The sequence below is a fragment of the Micromonospora sp. D75 genome, assembly GCF_018070405.1.
Classification (GTDB): domain Bacteria; phylum Actinomycetota; class Actinomycetes; order Mycobacteriales; family Micromonosporaceae; genus Micromonospora; species Micromonospora chalcea.
The window spans coordinates 1-16,896 of the sequence record NZ_JAGPXV010000049.1; the positions used below are offsets into that span (position 1 = coordinate 1).

A 16,896-nucleotide genomic window follows, 5' to 3' on the forward strand; every position below is an offset into this window, starting at 1 on the left:
AGGTGATGCCGCCCGGCGTGGCGATGGCCGGGCTGCGGCACGCCCTGGCGGTCGGCGACAGCTGCGTCACCGTCGCCGACGTCGACTGGGCCACCTTCCAGCCGCTGTTCACCTCGCTGCGGCCCAGTCCGCTGCTGGCCGACCTGCCGGCCGTATGCGGGCTGGCCGCCGCCCCCGCCGAGGCGCCGGAGGCGGTCGCGCCCGGCGCCCGGGACCTGCTCGCCGGGCTGCGGGCGCTGCCGGACGACGAGCGGCGGGCCGCACTGCTGGAGATGGTGCGGGTCGACGCGGCGAAGGTGCTCGGCCACCCCTCCGCCGACGCGATCGAGACCGACCGGGGCTTCCTGGACCTCGGCTTCGACTCGCTCACCGCCGTGGAACTGCGCAACCTGCTCACCGCGGCGACCGGGCACGACCTGCCCACCACCGTCGTCTTCGACTACCCCACCCCGGACGGCCTGGCCGACCACCTGTACGAGCAGCTCTTCGCGGGCGCTGCGGGGGACGACGGCGACGGCGGCGACGAGGAGTCCGTGCGCCGGGCCCTCGCCGCGATCCCGCTCGACGAGCTGCGGCAGGCGGGCCTGCTCGACCAGTTGCTCCAGCTGGCCCGTACGAGTGCCGGCACGCCGGCCGTGGCGTCCGCTGCCCCGGTCACGCCGTCCGCACCCGAGACCCAGATCCGCGAACTCGACGTCGCCGGCCTGGTCCGGATGGCCCTGGAAGGCTCCGACTCGTGACCCGGCCGGCCCTGAGGAGCGCCCGATGAATGTTTCCCTGGACGAGGTCGTCGGCGCGCTGCGTGCGTCCCTGCTCGACAACCAGAAGCTCAAGCAGCAGAACCAGCAGCTCACCGCCGCGCTCAGCGAACCGGTGGCGATCATCGGCATGAGCTGCCGGTTCCCCGGCGGTGTCGGGTCACCCGAGCAACTGTGGGACCTGGTGGCCGCCGGCGGCGACGCGATGTCGGCGTTCCCGGACGACCGGGGCTGGAACCTGGGCGCGCTCTACGACCCGGACCCCGACCCCGACAGCCGGGGCACGTCGTACGTGCGTGAGGGCGGGTTCCTCTACTCCGCCGGGGACTTCGACCCGGCGTTCTTCGGCATCAGCCCCCGCGAGGCCCTCGCCATGGACCCGCAGCAGCGGCTGCTGCTGGAGACCGCCTGGGAGGCGTTCGAGCGGGCCGGCATCGACCCCACCCGGCTGCGCGGCGCGCCCACCGGTGTCTACGCGGCCACCAGCAGCCAGGGTGACTACGCGGCCCTGCTCACCGGGGTCACCGGCGGCGTCGAGGGCTACCTCGGCACCGGCAGCGCCGCAGCCGTGGCGAGCGGCCGGATCTCCTACGCTCTCGGGCTGGAGGGGCCGGCGGTCACCGTGGACACCGCGTGCAGCTCGTCGCTGGTCGCGCTGCACCTCGCCTGCCAGGCGCTGCGGCTGGGCGAATGCACGATGGCGCTGGTCGGCGGGGTGTCGGTGATGGCCACCCCGACCGTCTTCGTGGAGTTCTCCCGGCAGCGGGGCCTGTCCACCGACGGCCGGTGCAAGTCGTTCGCCGCCGCCGCCGACGGCACCGGCTGGTCCGAGGGGGCCGGCATGCTGCTCGTCGAGCGGCTCTCCGACGCCCGCCGCAACGGCCACCCGGTCCTCGCCGTGCTGCGCGGCAGCGCCGTCAACCAGGACGGTGCGAGCAGCGGGCTGACCGCTCCGAACGGCCCGTCGCAGCGCCGGGTGATCCGGCAGGCTCTGGCGAACGCGGGGCTGGGTGCCGACCAGGTGGATGTCGTCGAGGCGCACGGTACGGGCACCACGTTGGGTGACCCGATCGAGGCGCAGGCGCTGATCGCGACGTATGGGCAGGGTCGGTCCGCGGAGCGGCCGTTGTGGCTCGGCTCGGTGAAGTCGAACATCGGGCACACCCAGGCGGCGGCGGGTGTGGCCGGGGTGATGAAGATGGTGCTGGCGATGCGGCACGGGGTGCTGCCGCCCACGCTGCACGTGGACGAGCCCACCCCGCACGTCGACTGGTCGGCCGGGGCGGTGTCCCTGCTGACCGGCCCGCAGCCATGGCCGGAGACCGGGCAGCCACGCCGGGCCGCGGTCTCCGCGTTCGGCATCAGCGGCACCAACGCACACGTCGTCATCGAGCAGGCCGCCGCCACGGACACCGACGACGTCCGGCCGGCCGGTACGCCCGCCCCGCCGGTACCGTGGATCGTCTCGGCCCGCTCCGCACCGGCCCTGGCCGGGCAGGCGCGGCGGCTGCTGGCGCATCTGGCCGACCACCCCGATCTGACCCCCGCCGACGTGGCGTACTCGCTGGTCACCACCCGGGCGGCCCTGCCGTACCGGGCAGCGGTGATCGGCGGGGACCGCGACGCGCTGCGGGCCGGCCTGCACGCGGTCGCCGAGGAGCGCGACACCCCCGGCGTGGTGCGAGGCGTGGCCCGCCCGGCCGGCAAGGTCGCGTTCCTCTTCACCGGGCAGGGTGCCCAGCGCCTCGGCATGGGCGCCGAGCTGTGCCGCCGGTTCCCGGTCTTCGCCGCCGCCTTCGACGAGGTGGCCGGGGAGCTGAACCGGCACTTGAGCCGGCCGCTGCGGGAGGTGGTCTTCGCCGAGGCCGACTCGCCCGGCGCGGATCTGCTGGACCGTACCGAGTTCACCCAGCCGGCGCTGTTCGCCTACGAGGTCGCCGCATACCGGCTGGTCACCGCCTGGGGGCTACGCCCGCAGTTCCTGCTCGGCCACTCGGTCGGCGAGCTGGCCGCGGCACACGTCGCCGGGGTGCTGTCGCTGGCCGACGCGGCGACCCTGGTGGCCGCCCGGGCCCGGCTCATGCAGCAGTTGCCGCCCGGCGGGGCGATGCTGGCGGTGCAGGCGTCCGAGGCGGAGGTGGTCCCGCTGCTCGACGAGCGGGTGTCCCTGGCCGCCGTGAACGGCCCACGGTCGGTGGTGCTCTCCGGCGACGAGGAGGCCGTGCTCGCGGCCGGGCGGCGGCTGTCCGCCGAGGAGCGGCGGTCCCGTCGGCTGCGGGTCAGCCACGCGTTCCACTCCGCCCGGATGGACGCCATGCTGGCCGACTTCCGGATCGTCGCGGAGAAGGTCGCGTGGCACCCGCCGAACCTTCCGATCGTCTCCGACCGCACCGGCGAGCCGCTCACCGCCGCCCAGGCCACGGACCCGGGCTACTGGGTCGACCACGTCCGGGACACCGTCCGTTTCCACGCGGGCGTCGCCACCCTCGCCGCCGGCGGCGTCGGAACCTTCGTGGAACTCGGCCCCGACAGCGCCCTGACCGTGCTGGCCCGGGAGTGCCTGCCCGACATGGAACCGGCGGCCTTCGTGCCGCTCGCCCGCCGGGACCAGCCGGAGGCGACCACGCTGCTCGGCGCGCTGGCCGCGGTCGACCTGCGCGGTGCCGGGGTCGACTGGGCGGCTCCCTTCGACGGCAGCGACGCCGCGCGCGTCGAGCTGCCCACCTACGCCTTCCACCGCGAGCGTTTCTGGCCGGACCCGCCCACAGTGGATCTCATCCCGCCCGCCGCGACCGGAGAGGACGAGGAGTTCTGGGCGGCCGTGGCGCAGGGACGACCGGCCGAGCTGGCCGCCGAGCTCGGCCTGCCCGCCGACCGGCAGGACGCGCTCGCCGACGTGCTGCCCGCCCTCGCCTCCTACCGGGACCGGCGGCGTCGCGGATCGGAGCTGGACGGGCTGCGCTACCGCGCCGACTGGGAACGCGTCGACCTGTCCCCGGCCCGTACCACGCCGACCGGCCGATGCCTGCTGGTGGCCGGGGCCGGCACCGACGCCACCGCGGTGCTCACCGTGCTGCGCGCCGAGGGCCTGGACCCGACGCTGGTCGCGGTCGGAGACGACCTGGACGCCGTCGCCCGGGCCTCGCTCGCCGACGGCACCTGGTCGGTCGTGGTCTCGCTGCTGGCGGCGGAGGACCCGGCGGCCGGCGCGGGAACCGGCGCGCTCGCCGGGACGGCCGCGCTGGTGCGGGCCCTCGCCGCTGCGGGGAACGGCACGCCGATGTGGACCGTGACCCGGGGCGCGGTGGCCGTCGACGCGCACGACGCCGCTCCCGGCGTGGCCGGGGCGTACCTCTGGGGCCTGGGCCGGGTGCTGGCGCTGGAGCAGCCGCGCGTGTGGGGCGGGCTGGTCGACCTGCCGGCGGAGCCGGACGACGTCGCGCTCGCCGCGCTCGCCCGGGTCGTCGCGTCCGGCGGCGACGAGGACCAGGTGGCGGTACGCGCCGGCGGGGTGTATGCCCGGCGGCTCCGCCGGGCCCCGGCCGGCGCCACCGATACGGACTGGCGGCCCCGCGGCGCGGTCCTGGTGCACGGGTCCGCGCAGGTGCGTACCCCGCACCTGCTGCGCTGGCTCGCCGAGCGCGGCGCGTCGCACCTCGTCCTCGTGGGGCCGGTGGCGGATGCCGACCCGCCCGGCCCGGACGTCACAGTCACCGCCGTCGGCGACCTGGACGGGCTGCCCGAGGTGCTGGAGCGGCTGGCCGCCACCGGCAGCGAGATCCGCACCGTCCTGCACGTCGCCGACTCCGACGGCGCCGGCGACCCGGTGGCGGTGCTGGACCCGCACGAGCTGGCCGACGCCGTGGCCGCCCGTACCGCCGCCGTGGAACTGCTCGGGCGGGCCTGCGCCGGCCTGCCGGTCGACGAGTTCGTCGTCTTCGCCTCGACGGCCGCCGTCTGGGGCAGCGGGGGAGCGGCGGTCGCCGCCGCCGTGGGCGCCGGGCTGGCGGCGCTGGCCGCGGGCTGGCGTGCCGCCGGCCGCCCGGCCACCGTCGTCGCGTGGGTGCCCTGGGCGGACGAGATCACCGACGCGGCGCAGTTGCGCCGCCGGGGGGTCCGGCCGCTGCCCGCCGACGTGGCCCTGTCCGCGCTGGGGCAGGCTCTGGTCCGCGGCGACGACCAACTGGCCGTGGCCGACCTCGACTGGCCCGCTTTCGTGCCGGCCTTCACCGCCGTACGGCCCAGCGCGCTACTGCGCGGCGTGCCCGAGGCGACGGCCGGCGCGGAGCCGGGGGCCGGCGATGCCGCGACCGATCCCGCCCGCGCGCTGCGCGAGCGGCTGGCCGGCGTTCCGGCCGGCGACCGGCACCGGATCCTGCTGGACCTGGTCCGGGCGCGGGTGGCCACCGTCCTCGGGCACGCCTCGCCCAACGCGGTCGAGGCCGACCGGGACTTCCTGGAACTCGGCTTCGACTCGCTGACCGCACTGGAACTGCGCGACGCGCTGCGCCAGGAGACCGCGGTGGAGCTGTCGGCGACCCTGCTCTTCGACCACCCCACCCCTACGGCGCTGGCCGTTCACCTGCTCGGCCAGCTCCTCGGCGCGGACGACGCCGGTGGACCTGCCGGGGAGAGTGCCGGCGGCGGACTGCTCGGCGGGTTGTTCAACCAGCCGAAGGCGCGCGAGGACCCGGCCGGGTATGCCGAACTGCTGGTCAAACTCGCCCAGTTCCGCCCCCGCTTCCGCGAGCCGGCGCAGCTCACCCGCCCGGCCGGCATCCTCCGGCTGGCCGAGGGCGGCGCCCGGGCGCAGTTGGTGTGCTGCTGCACGATGTCGCTGCTCTCCGGCGCGCACGAGTACGCCCGGCTGGCCGCCGGCTTCCGGGGCGTACGTGACGTGTGGGCCCTGCCCAACCCCGGGTTCGGCGTGGGCGAGGAGCTTCCCGCCGACCTCGACGCGCTGCTGCGGGTGCACGCCGACACGGTGCTGCGTACCGTCGGTGCCGGCCCGTTCGTGGTGGCCGGTCACTCCGGTGGTGCGATGGTGGCCAACCTGCTCGCCGGGGAACTGGAACGCCAGGGCCGCCCGCCGGACGCGGTGGTGCTCATGGACACCTACCCGGCCGACAGCGAGGTGCTCGGCGGGTGGGTGCCGCAGCTTCTCGACGGGATGATCGACCGGGACACCGCGTACACGCCGATGGACGACTGGCGGACGACGGCGTGGGCGGGCTACCTGCCGCTGTTCCTGGACTGGCAGCCGACCGAGATGGCGGCGGCGACCCTGCTGGTGCGGGCCACCGAGCCGCTGGGGGAGTGGGACGGCGAACCGGACGGCTGGCGGTCGCGCTGGCCCTACCCGCACGAGGCTGTCGACGCGGCCGGCGACCACTTCAGCATGGTCGCCGACCGGGGGCCGGAACTCGCCGGCACGGTCCAGCGCTGGCTGGCCGCGCGGGGTCTGTGACCGGTTCCGCCCCTGGCGTGCCCCTAGCGCCCCCTATCGGCACACATACATCTATCGGACCGACGTTCCAGGACGGAGCATGACGACGTGGACGAGGCAGTGGTGGTCACGGAGCTGGTCAAGCGGTACCAGCCCAACATGCCACCGGCGGTGGACGGGCTGAGTTTCTCCGTCGCCGCCGGTGAGGTCTTCGGCCTGCTCGGGCCGAACGGTGCGGGCAAGACGACGACGATCGGGGTGCTGACCACACGGGTGCGGGCCACCTCGGGCCGGGCCCGGGTGTGCGGCGCGGACGTGATCGGCTCGCCCGCCGCCGCCCGGCAGTTGCTGGCGGTCGTACCGCAGCGGGTGAACCTGGACCGGGCGCTGACCGTCCGGCAGAACCTGTTGTTCCACGCGGCCTACCACCGGGTGCCCCGGGCGCAGCGCATCCGGCGGGCGGACGAGCTGCTGGACCAGATGGGGCTCAAGGACTTCGCGAACCACCGCACCGACTTCCTGTCGGGCGGCCTCGCCCAGCGGACGATGATCGCCCGCGCGCTGATGCACTCGCCCCGGGTGCTCTTCCTCGACGAGCCGTCGGCGGGCCTCGACCCGCAGTCCCGGCTCTTCGTGCACGACCGGATCGCCGAGCTGAAACGGGACGGCGTGACAGTGGTGGTCACCCCGCACGACTTGGACGAGGCGGAGTAGCTCTGCGACCGGGTCGGCATCGTCGACCACGGCAAGCTGCTCACCATGGACACGCCGTCCGCGCTGACCCGTACGCTGCCGGGCAGCAGCACCCTGACCCTCGTGGTGACCCCGGGCGCCTCCGCCGAGGAGGTGCGGGCCGCGCTCGATGCGATCCCCGACGTGGAGCAGGTGGAACACTTCAAGATGACCGCGAAGGTGCCCGTCGCCGCGCCGGCGTTTCCCGGCATGCCGGCGATGCCGATGCCCGCCCCGGTCCCGGACGCGCCCGCCGACTCGGACGCCCCCCTGTCCTTCCGGGTCTACACCAGCGGTCAGCCGGCCAACGCCATCCCGATGGCGATGAAGATCCTCGCCGACCTGGGTTGCGAGGTTCGTGACCTCAACATCGGCCAGCCCAGTCTGGAAGATGTCTTCATCCACCTGACCGGAAGGGAACTTCGGTGAGCGTCACCGCCCCCGCCCCCCCGTCCGCGCCGTCACCGCCCGCGGCGCCGCCGCCGGTGCGCGCGCTGGACCAGCTCGCCACCTTCCGCGCGGTGCTCTCGCGGGACCTTTTCGTCACCGGCCGGGAGCTGATCGGCTTCCTGCTCCAGGTCTTCATCCAGCCGCTGTTCATGCTGCTGATCTTCGGCAAGGTGCTCAGCGACCTGGGCTACGCCAGCGACGACTTCTCCAACGTGCTGCTGCCCGGCGTCATCGCGCTGAACGCCTTCCTGATCGGCCTGGAGAACACCGCGCTGCCGATGATGATGGACTTCTCCTTCACCCGGGAGATCGAGGACCGCCTCCTGGCGCCCATGGCGACCCCGCTGGTGGCGCTGGAGAAGATCGTTTTCGGGGGCATCCGTGGCCTGATCGCCGGTGTGGTGCTGATCCCGGTCGGCATGCTCATGCTCGGCGTCACCTGGCCCTGGGCGGTGGTGCTCAAGGTGGTCGGGGTGTTGGCGATCGGCGCGCTGGTCGGCGCGGCGGTCGGTCTCGCCTTCGGCACCCTGGTGCCCACGCAGCACATCCAGATCATGTTCACCGTGGTGATGACCCCGATCATGTTCACCGGCGCCACCCAGTTCCCGCTGCTCGGCCTGGACTCGCTGCGCTGGTATCAGGTGATCTGTTCGCTGAACCCGCTGACCTACATCAGCGAGGCGACCCGGTCGCTCGTCGGCCCGCCGGGGGTCGAGTCGCTGCCGCTCTGGCTGTGCATGTGTGTCCTCACCGGGGTCTTCGTGGTGTTCTCGGCGATCGGCATGCGTGGCTTCATGCGCCGCGCCATGGACTGACCGCCCGGACGCGATCCGCCGAGGGCCCGAACCGCACCTGCGGTTCGGGCCCTCGCTTTCGCCCCGTGTCGCAGGGGGCCGGTGGTCACCGCGCCCCTGCGACAGCCGTCAGGACGTGGCGCTCTGTGCCTCGTCGGCCAGCGTCTCGGCATACACGACGAGCCGGGACGGCAGGTCGGTCCGGCGCTTCACGTCGAGCTTGCGGTAGACCCGGGTCAGGTGCTGCTCGACAGTGCTCACCGTGATGAAGAGCTTGCTGGAGATCTGGCGGTTGGTGTGGCCGTGTGCGGCCAGCGCGGCAACGCGCCGCTCGGCGTCGCTCAGCCCGTCGTCCGGTTCCTGGAGTTCGGCGGCGGCCGGGTACGCCGGCAGTCCACTGCCCGGCTCCCGGCGGATCAGCCGCTGAGCCAGCACCGACGCCCCGCAGTCCTGCGCGAGCTGGTAGGCGCGGCGGACGAGCAGCCGGGCGCGGGCGGAGTCTCCGGCGCGCTGTAGCGTCTGACCGGTGTCGCCGAGGGCGCGGACGAGCTCCAACCGGTCGCCGCTGGACTGGAGCAGGTTGACCGCTTCGGAGAGCAGCTTGCGCCGGTGGTCCTGGGCGGCGGTGGTGGCGAGCAGGCGCAGCGTACGGCCCCGGGTCCGGTCGTCGACCCCGTGCGGCACCCGCAGTTGCTCCTGCAGGAGCTGCATGGCCTGCGTCTTGTTGCCGACGCTGAGCTGCACCCGGGCCAGCTCCAGCCGCCACGGCACCAGTCCGGCCGCGTCGATCCCCCACGTGCGCATCAGCTCGCCGCAGCGCCGCAGGTCGGTGGTGGCGGCGTGCGGCCGGCGTACGGCCAGGTGGTGCCGGCCGCGTGCGGCCAGGTAGTGCAGGCCCAATGGGGTGCGGAAGATGCCGGGCGGGGTCGGGTGGGCCAGCCACCGGTCGGCCTCGGCGAACCGGCCCGACTCCGTCGCGGACGCGATCAGGGTGGACAGCGGTCCGGCGATCGCCACTCCCCAGGCGGGGGCTGGCATGTCCTCCAGGGCCGCGCGGGCGTGGTGCTCGGCACCGGGCAGATCGCCGACGCGCAGGGCCGCCTCCGCCCGGATCGCCCGGATCACCGCCCGCCAGCCCGGCGCGTGCTGAACCACCGGCCGGTCGAGCAGCACGTCGCCCCAGACCACGGCCCGGTCCGACCGGCCGGCCCAGAGCAGCGCCAGCAGGGGCGCGGTCAGCAGGCCGAGGGCGCCGTCGTCCGTGTGGTGGCGCTGCAGGATCTGCTCGGCGGTCGGCGCCGTGTCGTTGTCGGCGGTCGGCGTCAGCGCGGTGCCGAGCACCGTGACCGCCTGCAGGAGCGGGCTGACGGTGGTCGGGGCGCCGGCCGCGCGGCTCCAGGTGGCCGGCGTCTGCCGTACGCTCGCCAGGTGGTCCGGGTGGGAGAGGGAGACCAGAAGCTGCATGATCCGCAGGCGGCCGGGCGGGGTGGCCTGAGCCTGCTCCTCGTCCGCCGAGAAGCCGCTGACGGCCTCGGCAGCCTCGTCGACGCGGCCCTGCCAGAGCAGGTACGGCACGGCGGAGAGGCTCGCATCGGTGGACCAGCCGGCGGCGCGCGCCGTCTGCACCAGCTCCGTCAGCTGCCCGTTCACCGTCAACGGGTTTAGCTGCCAGCGGGCATTCACCAGCATCTCGGTGGTGGCGGTGCGTTGCCGCTCGTCCACCGGCGCGCTGGCGAGCAGCCGCAGGCAGGCCGCCGCGACGTCGGGCCGGCCGGACGAGAGCGCGTGACCGGCGGCGTCCTGGAGCACCGGCACCCGCCAGCCGGCCACCGTCGCACCGGCGGCCACGAGGTGCTCGGCTACCACGCTCGCCTCGGCGCCGCGGTCGTGCAGCACCTCGGCGGCCCGCTGGTGCAGGGCGCGCCGCTCGTCGGCCGACATGTCAGCGAGGATCGAGTGCAGGATACGCGAGTGGCGTAGCTGGTCGGACTCCATCAGACCCGAGGTACGCAACACCCGCACCGCCGGGACCGTGGTCGCGGGCATCACGTCGAGGAGGTGGCCGAGCAGTTCGGCCGACGCGGGCCGGTCGAGCACGGCGAGCGCCTGGGCCACCCGGCGTACCCCGGGCTCGTGGCGGTAGAGGCACCCGAGCACGGCCTGGTCGAACGCGTCACCGACGGACGGAAGGTCGTGGTCGCTGCCCCCGCCACCGGCCCGTTCGTCGAGCAGCGCCCGGGTGAGCAGTGGATTGCCTCCGGTCATCCGTACGTAGTGTTCCGCGGTCCTGCGGGTGTCGGCGTCGTCGACGGCGCCCTCGACCAGCCGGGCGACGGCGTCGACGGTCAGTGGTGGCAGGCCGATCCGGGAGAAGTGCGGCTGGCTGAGCAGCTCGGCGCGGAACAGCTGGTGCGGCGGGCGCAGCGTCGACGCCTCCGCGAACACGACCATGATCCGGGCGTGGCGCAGCCGCCGGGTCACGTAGAGCAGGCAGTGCAGCGAGGCCGGGTCCGCGTGGTGCACGTCGTCGACGAGGAGGACCAGGGGCCCGTTGGCCGTCAGGTCGATCAGGGTGGTGAAGAGGCCGTGCAGCAGGGGTGCCCAGGCCCGGTCTACGTCGGACGCCTCGCCGCCGACTTCGGGCAACGGCACCGCGGAGGTGGCGTCGCGCAGCAGCTTCCCGACGTGGGCGGCGGCCTCCGGGGCGAGTCGTGCACTGTGGAACAGCTGCCCGACGACTCCCAGGTGGAGACCGCGCTCCGCCCGCGAGCCGGTCGCGCTCATCACCTGCCCGCGGGAGCCGGCCGTCCACTCGCCGAACGACTCCAGCAGGCTGGTCTTGCCGCTGCCCACGGCACCGGTGACCAGCGCGACGTGTCCGCGCTGCTGCTCTTCGCACGCGTGGAACACGCGCCGCAGACGGGTGATCTGTTCCTCTTGCTGAACCAACACCTGCGCGTAAGCCCTCCTTGTACGCGGCGCGGGCCTGGAAACGCCGGTGCGGCCCGACACCGCCACCCCTGCCGGAGACAGCCGCCCCTCCGCCCGCGTCTCGACGGGTAGGGGTGGAGCGCGCCGGGCGGCCACGCCGGGTGGACCTGAAATCCTTCGTCGGACCGGTCTTCTCGCCGTACGGTCCGCGTGTCGAGGCGAGTCTGGCACCGGCATGATGGTGCGACAACGGGCGTGAGACCCCATCGTTTCGCATCCAAACCTGCGGGCCCCGGAAGGCATTTAGGGGTTGCGCGGTTCGGGGTGATGGGTGTTGGAGCCGATCGGCCCGGGGGAGGCGACACGCCGGTGAGCGGCTGGTGTCGGGGCGTACGGCTCGATGGTGCCACACCGCGACTCCCGGCGCACGCCGATGATACCCACAGTGGTGGTGAGCGAACTCTTCGCGACGGTCGGCGAGGGTGACGGTCGCGTGACGCCCGTCGGCTGTTCCGTGCGGAAGCCCGACCGGGATCAGCGCGGCCGAGGGCCGGACGGACGGCCGCCCGGGGGGTCCGTGCCCCGCGTCAGCGGATCCAGCACCGTCGTGCCGGAGCGGTCGAACCGCAGCCGTCCGGCGAGTTCGCCGCGCGAGTTGACGTCCAGCTTCCGGTAGATGCGCGTCATCCGCTGTTCGATCGCGCTGACCGTCAGGAAGAGCTTCTCGGCGATCTCACGATTGGTGTGACCCTGGGCGGCCAGGGTGGCCATCCTGGATTCGGTGTCCGTCAGGCCCTGGACCAGGACCGCCGCATCCGCCCGGCTGCCGGTGGCGCCGTCCCTGGTGGACAGGGCGCTGGGCCACAACGTCGGGATGCCGCACTCCTCCGCGAGAGCCCGGGCCGACCGGGTCGCGGCGCGGGCCTGCCGCCGGTCGCCGGCCTGCTCGTAGGCGTGACCGAGGTCGGCAAGGTTGTGCGCCAGTTCCATCCGGTCGCCGCACTGCCGCAGCAGCCGTACGGCGCTGCGCAGGTGCGGGATCCGTTCCTGTCCCTCCTCGGTCGCGGCCAGAACCCGCAGGGCCGCGGCCCGGTACCGGACATGGACGGGCCGCAGCCGGGCCAACTCGTCGCGCACCAGCTTGCGCGCCTGCAGACGGCGGCCCATCCGGAGCAGTGCCCGAGCCGACTCGGTGCGCCACGGCACCAGGCCCGAGAAGTCCAGCTGCCACCGCTGCATCAGCTGCCCGCAGAGCTGGAAGTCGGCCAGCGCGGCCTCGGGGCTTCCCGCGGCGAGGGCGTGCGTCCCGCGGGCGTGCAGGTAGTGCAGCCCGAGCGGGGTCTCGAAGATCGCCGGCGGCACCGGCACCTGAAGGCAGGCGGCCGCCGTGTCGAGCTGGTCCATATAGGTCAGGGCCCGTATCCGGACGGCGAGAGGTATCCCGATCACCACCCCCCAGCCTTTCGGCGAGAGCTGCCCCAGTGCCTCGTCGGCCAGCTTGCCGGCGCGGGGGAGGTCGCCGAGCCGGCCGGCGACGGCGGCCCGCAGGGCGGTGAGCGTGGCCGAGGGGGTGGGGTGGTGCGGGGTGGCGAGGTGGCGGTCCAGCCGGTCGCACCAGTCGTCGGCCAGGTCGAGCTGGTCGGCGTAGATCATGGCGATGAGGGCGCAGATGACCCTCCACATGTGCGGTTCGTCGTCCGGCCCGGTGGTCGACAGTGTCCGCTCGGCCTGCTCGACCACGCCCGCGTCACCCCGGGCCAGCACGCCGGACAGCAGGATGACTCCGCTGAGCCCGTGCTTGACCCGGGCCAGCGTGAGCGGATCCCGCGCGGCCACGGCGGGCGCGGGCCGGTCGACCATGACCCCGGGATAGAGCGTCGAGATCCAGCCGGTGATGATGAGCAGCTCGGCCACGGACTGCGGATCGGCGGGATCCGACCGCTCGCTGAGGTGCCTGACCAGGTCGACGGCCTTGTCGATCTCACCGTGCCAGAGGAGGTACTGGATGGGACCGGCGGCCTGTTGGCTGCCGAGGTGCCCGGCCCGGATGGCGGTGGCGACGCTGACCAGGTGGGGGATCGTGGCCTGCGGGTCGAGTCGCCACTCGGCGCGCGCCAGCGCGGAGCGGATCCGCGCCCGCAGACACTCGCCGACGCCACTGCGGTGCGCCCGGCGCAGGTACCGCAGGGCGGTCTCCACCTCGCCGTCGAGCAGCGCCTGCTCGCCGGCGTCCAGCAGGGTCTGCGCCATCCAGGGTTCGGCCAGCTCGCCGATGTCCACCAGGTGCGGCGCGATGCGGGCCGGGGGCGCGCCGTCGTCGTGCAGCAGGCGGGCTGCTCCCAGATGCAGCCGTACGCGTTCCTCGGCGGTCATCCCGTCGATCACGGCCTGGGTCACCGCCGGATGGCGCAACCCCTGTTCGTCGATCAGCCCCGCGCTGGTCGACTTGTCGACAGCGCCCAGCGCGGGGTGCAACCGGGCGTCGACGAGATGCGGCAGCAGGCTGCCGTGCAGCGGCTCGCCGGTCACGGCGAGCACCCGGGCGGCGTTGAGCACCAGGCGGTCGCAGCGGTACAGGCAGCTCAGCACGGCCTCCCGGAACGACTCGCCGACCGCCGGGGCGCCGGCGGACCGTGGCGCGGCTGCCTGGTCATCGGCGAGCGCGTGCACCAGGAGCGGATTCCCGCCGCTGATCCGGTGGCTCTCCTCGGCGATGCTGCGGGCGAGCGGGATGTCGAGCCGCTGGGCGAGCAGTTGGAACGTCCCCTCGGCGGTGAGCAGCGGCAGGCGGATGCGGTGCAGCTTCGCCGGTTGCAGCATCTCGGCGTGCACGTCCGCCTGCCACGGCCGGGTGCGTGGCGCCTCCGTCAGGACCATCAGCACGGATAGGCCGGAGAGCCGCCGGGCCACGTAATCGAGACAGCGCAGCGACGGCACGTCCGCGTGGTGGATGTCGTCCACCACGATGACCAGCGGCCCCCGCGAGGTCAGTTCGAGCAGGGCGCGCCCGATGGCGGCGGTGAGCCGGGCGTTCTCCGCGTCCGCCGGATCGGCGTCGCTCCATGCGAGGGCGCCCGCGTCCAGCAGCCGGGCGAGGCGGGCCCGGATGTCGGGGGCGTCCGCGGCGCACGACGGCACCGCGCGGACGAGCTGCCGGACGACCTCCAGCGGTACGCTGCGCTCCGCGCGGGAGGCGCTCGCGCCGATGACCCGTGCTCCGGCGTCGCAGGCGCGCCGGGCGAAGGCCTGTGAGAGCGCGGTCTTGCCGGAGCCGACCGGGCCGGTCAGCACGGTCACCGGCCGGTCGGTCGGCGAGGTGCCGCCGCGGAGCAGGTCTGCGAGTCGGCGCTCCAGCAGGCCGAGCTGGCTCGAACGCTCGGTCAGCCCCATCACCGCCCCCTCCGGGGGAGGGCCGGGTGCCCGGTGCGGCCCGACAGCTCGACCAAATTGGAGACCGGCAATTCTTGACCCATTCCATTATCGGCAAGGATCGACTGGTGTCGAGCCTTGCCGGTGCGCCATCGACCGACTTGACCGGTTGGCTGCTGCGAGCCGTGTTCCCGTGTGCGTCGGCGATAATTCCCCAGCTCTCTCGGGGTCGACACTTCCTATCGACCTGCTTGATGGTGGGAGTATGGCAGTTGGGCAATTGGGCGGCAAGCCGAGTTGTGTAAAGGATGGGCAAACATGGGTTACTTGTCTCGGGTGACCCGACCGGGGGTGGCGACGGAAAGTCGCCGGCTGGTCCCGTACCGTGACAGAGCGCTCTCCTGAGCCGATGGTTCCGCTTATTCGGCCCGCCTGCTGATTGGCGAATGGGCTCTTCCGTGCTAATCCGACGTCCGGGCGTTACCGGTCGCTCTCGCCGCAAGGTTCGAAGCTGCCGCGGTCGCGGCGTGCGGAGGCGTCGAGCTGGGCGTCATCGTCGTTGAACTCGGCGTTCGTGACCCCGCCCGTGCCGATCCCGGCGCGGGCGGGCGTGGTGCCGGAAGCTGCTGTGGAGGTGTCGTCCGCCCCGGGGGCGGGGCCGTGGGGTCCGGTCGGGGCTCCGGCAATTGCCGGAGGCGCTCGATTGTTGCGATGTAAGGCATTGATGCCGGAACTGCGATCGATGCCTGTCCGGCCCTGCCGGCGGTCGAGGCTTGGTGTGCGTCGGCGGGCCACGATTCGGACGTTTGGGAGATTCTGCGATTATGTATGAAAAAGAATTATGAATCCGAGTGTCCCGTTGGTTGCGGAGGCCTGCGGTCCCATCCCGCCCGAAGGCTGATCTAATGCGGCACACGTCAATGCGATAAAGCCGTGACGGCGAGCTGCCGGGCATCGAGGAGGACGTTTTACGGTCGATTTTCGCTCGCTGAGGACAAATGCGGCCTCTGCATTGTTCGCCGAGCCGGAGTGAGCGCTCGTGTCGGCCGTTGTGTCAGGACGGCCGGGATTCGGTCCTAGCTGGCCAGTAGGCCCGGACAGGGGGATTCGGACTCGGCGGCTAGGGGTTGTGCCCGACGATAGCCCGGCCCTAATTTCGGGGCACCCGGTCTCCACCGTCTGGATAGCCGGACATGGGGCCGTGCAGGCCCGAGACCTGAAGGGTTCTGTGGCCGTCGTGATGTCCCAGCTGCCGCCGCGACTCGTTGCGGCCCCGCGCAGGGGATAGCGGAGATGACACTGCTGCCGGTGCTGCGTGGATTCGGTGCGGATCGGGCCGACGCGGTCACGGTGGCCGGAGAAGCCCTCTCCAGCGAGGCCCTGCTGGGCTGCGTCACCGCCGTCGCTGATCGGATCAGGGGCGCGACCGCGGTCGCGGTCGACGGCACACCGACGCTGGAAGCGGTGGTCGGAATGCTCGGCGCCCTCCTCGCCGGGGCGCCGCTCGTACCGCTGCCTCCCGGCGCCGACGAACGCGAACGCCGCCGTATCCTGCGGCAGTCCGGAGCGACGGTGATCCTCGGCCGTGCCCCGTCCGGGGCCGACGGCCTGTCCACGATCCCGGTCGACCTGCGAGAACACGCCTCGACGCGGCATCCCGAGCCCGCCCCGGGCAGCGACGCCGTCATCCTCTACACAGGTGGCGCATCAGGGCCGCCACGAGGGGTGCGCATCTCGCGCCGCGCCATCGCCGCCGACCTCGACCTTCTGGCCCGTGCGTGGCACTGGAGCGAGGAGGACGTGGTCGTCCAGGGCACCCCGCTGTTCCGGGCGTACGGTCTGGTCGTCGGCCTGCTCGGCGCGCTGCGGGCCGGCAGCCGTTTCGTCCACCTCGACCACGCCGGCACCGGGCCGGTCGGCTCCGTGCACCTGGCGTCGCCCGACCAGTGGGCGAAGATAGCGCTGGACGGCCACCGGGCCCGGCCGCTGTCCGCGGCGCGGATCCTCGTTTCCGCGGACGGCCCGCTGGCCCGCGCCGTGGCCGAACGGCTCCGACTGCTCACCTCGCACCGGCCGGTGCAGGCCTACGGCACCACCGAGACGCTCGTCGCGCTGACCGGGCGCCCCGGCGACCGTACGGTGCCGGGCGCTGTCGGCACCCCCCTGCCCGGCGTCGAGACGCGCGTGCTGGACCGCGAGGACCGGCCGGTGCCGGCCGACGGCCAGTCGGCGGGCGAGCTGAGCGTCTGCGGGCCGATGCTGTTCAGCGGGTACGTCGGCGGGCGGAGCCTCGCCGCCGGTCGCTGGCACGCCACCGGCGACCTGGCCAGCGTGGCCCCCGACGGCACGTACCGGATCATCGGGCGACGCGGGCTCGACGTGGTGCACAGCCGGGGCCGGCGGATGCCCGCCGGGC

General features: G+C 73.7%; 8 protein-coding genes. 6 read left to right on the top strand and 2 right to left on the bottom strand.

The window, feature by feature from the left end:
* From KBX39_RS05260 to KBX39_RS05275, 5 genes are all read left to right on the top strand, one after another.
* A partial coding sequence (locus tag KBX39_RS05260; RefSeq protein WP_210869387.1) for an acyl carrier protein occupies positions 1 to 740 on the top strand: 740 nt, incomplete at its 5' end.
* Positions 741 to 765: 25 nt separating this feature from the next.
* The gene (locus tag KBX39_RS05265; RefSeq protein ID WP_210869389.1) at positions 766 to 6,225 is read left to right on the top strand and encodes a type I polyketide synthase; all 5,460 of its coding nucleotides are present in this window, start codon (positions 766 to 768) and stop codon (positions 6,223 to 6,225) included.
* Positions 6,226 to 6,312: 87 nt separating this feature from the next.
* Positions 6,313 to 6,918, top strand: a complete 606-nt coding sequence (locus KBX39_RS33140; RefSeq protein ID WP_312246229.1) for an ABC transporter ATP-binding protein — start codon at positions 6,313 to 6,315, stop codon at positions 6,916 to 6,918.
* 45 nt (positions 6,919 to 6,963) lie between these two features.
* On the top strand, positions 6,964 to 7,365 hold the full coding sequence (locus KBX39_RS33145) for a hypothetical protein (protein ID WP_247659888.1): 402 nt from the start codon (positions 6,964 to 6,966) through the stop codon (positions 7,363 to 7,365).
* Positions 7,362 to 8,201 (top strand): ABC transporter permease, encoded by an 840-nt coding sequence (locus KBX39_RS05275; RefSeq protein ID WP_043322806.1) that lies wholly within the window; start codon positions 7,362 to 7,364, stop codon positions 8,199 to 8,201. The genes KBX39_RS33145 and KBX39_RS05275 overlap by 4 nt, the downstream gene beginning before the upstream one ends.
* 108 nt (positions 8,202 to 8,309) lie before the next feature.
* On the opposite strand, the gene KBX39_RS33760 is transcribed toward KBX39_RS05275, so the two are convergent.
* Both KBX39_RS33760 and KBX39_RS05285 read right to left on the bottom strand, forming a co-directional pair.
* Positions 8,310 to 11,132: a LuxR family transcriptional regulator gene (locus tag KBX39_RS33760; protein ID WP_210869391.1), complete on the bottom strand. Its 2,823-nt coding sequence runs from the start codon at positions 11,130 to 11,132 to the stop codon at positions 8,310 to 8,312.
* Between the two features lie 513 nt (positions 11,133 to 11,645).
* Positions 11,646 to 14,501, bottom strand: a complete 2,856-nt coding sequence (locus KBX39_RS05285; RefSeq protein ID WP_210869393.1) for an AAA family ATPase — start codon at positions 14,499 to 14,501, stop codon at positions 11,646 to 11,648.
* Positions 14,502 to 15,773: 1,272 nt separating this feature from the next.
* Here KBX39_RS05285 and KBX39_RS05290 point away from each other — a divergent pair.
* On the top strand, positions 15,774 to 16,896 hold a 1,123-nt coding region (locus tag KBX39_RS05290), incomplete at its 3' end, for an AMP-binding protein (protein WP_210869395.1).